Source organism: Vibrio sp. RM-69-4 (assembly GCF_024743775.1).
GTDB classification, from domain to species: Bacteria; Pseudomonadota; Gammaproteobacteria; order Enterobacterales; family Vibrionaceae; genus Vibrio; species Vibrio anguillarum.
Window position 1 is genome coordinate 1 of the sequence record NZ_JAMQXI010000045.1, and the last position, 2023, is coordinate 2023.

The window sequence follows — 2023 nt, forward strand, 5'->3', positions numbered from 1 at the left end:
CTGGGGTTAAGAAAAGCTGTGAATTTAGGGTGGAAAGGCTTTGGGTTTCCTAGCTACACACCGGACAAATCTCAGCTTCTCAACTATCTCGCCAGTGGCACTTTTCGGGAAGTGTTTAAACTTAACGAAGTCTGCTTACGGGAAATGTTGTTTTTGTTAAGTTCATTGGCGTGGCTTCTTTGCTGTTGAAATTTATGAATGCCTAAATTCGTTTCGTGTGCTCTGTCGTTGGCTTTTCCGATAGAATTCTTTGCAAATTACCATGCTCAGGAATGGGGATTTCCTCAGCCATTTCTTCTTTGCCAAACGCATTTCGTGGATTAGGTTTTAATTTCACAGCTGTCCGTTTTACTTTGCCGTTTGAAAGCAATAATGTGTTTCAAATTAGGCAGTTTGGCGTAATTCGCTAGCGAAAGTGCAGCAGCTAACTAGGCGTTTAAGACGGATTCCCAACGCTTGGGAGTTTCGGCTCTAGGTTGAGTTTTGTGTTTAAGGTGCAATGGTTTAGGATTGTGGTCGCGTTGCTCACCACTTAACGCAGCGTTATGCAACTCAGGTAAATTTAGGGTTTCAATCTTTTGGATTTCTCCGGCCATTCGTTTTGAGCTGTCGGCAAATGAGCATTTTCGCCTTCAAATTCGTAGTTTACTCAAACCGTAAAACAGGCAAAGTTCTTTGTTTTCCTCAATGAGTTTTGGTGCTGGTTTGTTGTCAATTCAGCGTGCGCAAAGTGTGGAAAGAGCAAGTTTATCGAGTATTTTGCACTTGCTGAAGATTTCGCTCGTTGAGTTTTCCTGACATAAAAGCTTGGCTTGTTGCTGAAAGGTGGGCTTTGTTTTGGCGGCTTATTTATCTCGGCTCTTGCTTGGGTTGATTCTTGAATCACTCAACCATTGCAATGGTGGCTTTTGGTCGTGTAAAGTCAGTTTATCTCATTGAATTTGCATAACAAACGGCTCAAGAGGGATTGCCAACGCTTGGCGACTTTAGTGCAAAATTGAAATTCAGTGTTTACTGTGTGTTTTTTGAGTTCGGCGGTGCGTTGTCAACCCCTTAGCCGGGCGTTATACGAAATTAAATAAGTACAGGAGTACACATGAAAAGACATTTCGACATAATTGGAGCACCTTTTAATCAACTGGGTTTTGTGACAACTCAAGAAAATACAGTTGATGGTTTGCGACGAATGGATGAAATGTCATGGGTAGGACTCACTGATTGGATCCAAGTCAGAAATGATAGGTGGGGTGCTGATATCATTGACCAAGGTGATGTTGAAATCTCCGATAAGGTTTATTCTTTGATTTCCTGTGGTAGCAAAGATGAAGCATTACGAATTTACGCGCATGACCTAAAAAGAAAGGTGTTGGAAAGTTATTCGAATAATCGGATCCCCATAACAATTGGTGGCGACCATTCGATAGCGGTTGGAACCGTTCAAGCAGTCCTTAGTCATTATCAAAAGGACAAAGGTAAAAAAATTGCGATTGTTTGGGTTGATGCTCATGCGGATTGCAATAATACACTCGACAGTAATTTGCACGGTAAGCCGCTAGCATTATTGATGAATCAATATGTTCATAACGGTTGGTCAATTCCTCAGGAGATAGCTTTACAGCCTCAAGATGTTTTTTATGTAGGTGTACGAGATTTAATGCAATGTGAACATCAGCTGATAAAAAAGCTCAACATGACCAATATCGACATGATGTGTATTGAACAGCAAGGGTTTGATGTTGTAGTTCGGACCTTAATGGAAAAGTTAGAGAATGAGTATGACGGCATTTATTTGTCATTCGATTACGATGCTTTAGATGGTTCTCTATTCCGTGCATGTGCTACGCCGAATGTTGGCGGTTTAACTGCAAGAGAGTCCCTCTACTTGGTTCATTCACTTGCCTCGAGTAACAAGTTCATTGGCGCTGAGTTTGTTGAATATATGCCAGAGCGAGATGTTAATGGTGTATCAAAGGAACTAATGGTAAAACTTATCGATGCAGCTTTGGGGTTCAAGTCGTAATTT

General features: G+C 41.3%; 1 protein-coding gene. It reads left to right on the plus strand.

Features of this window, described 5'->3' with window-relative positions; genetic code table 11:
* The first annotated feature begins 1096 nt into the window (after positions 1-1096).
* Entirely contained in the window at positions 1097-2020 is a 924-nt protein-coding gene (locus NB504_RS06645) for an arginase family protein (protein ID WP_208891697.1), read from the plus strand.
* The last annotated feature ends 3 nt before the right edge of the window (positions 2021-2023 follow it).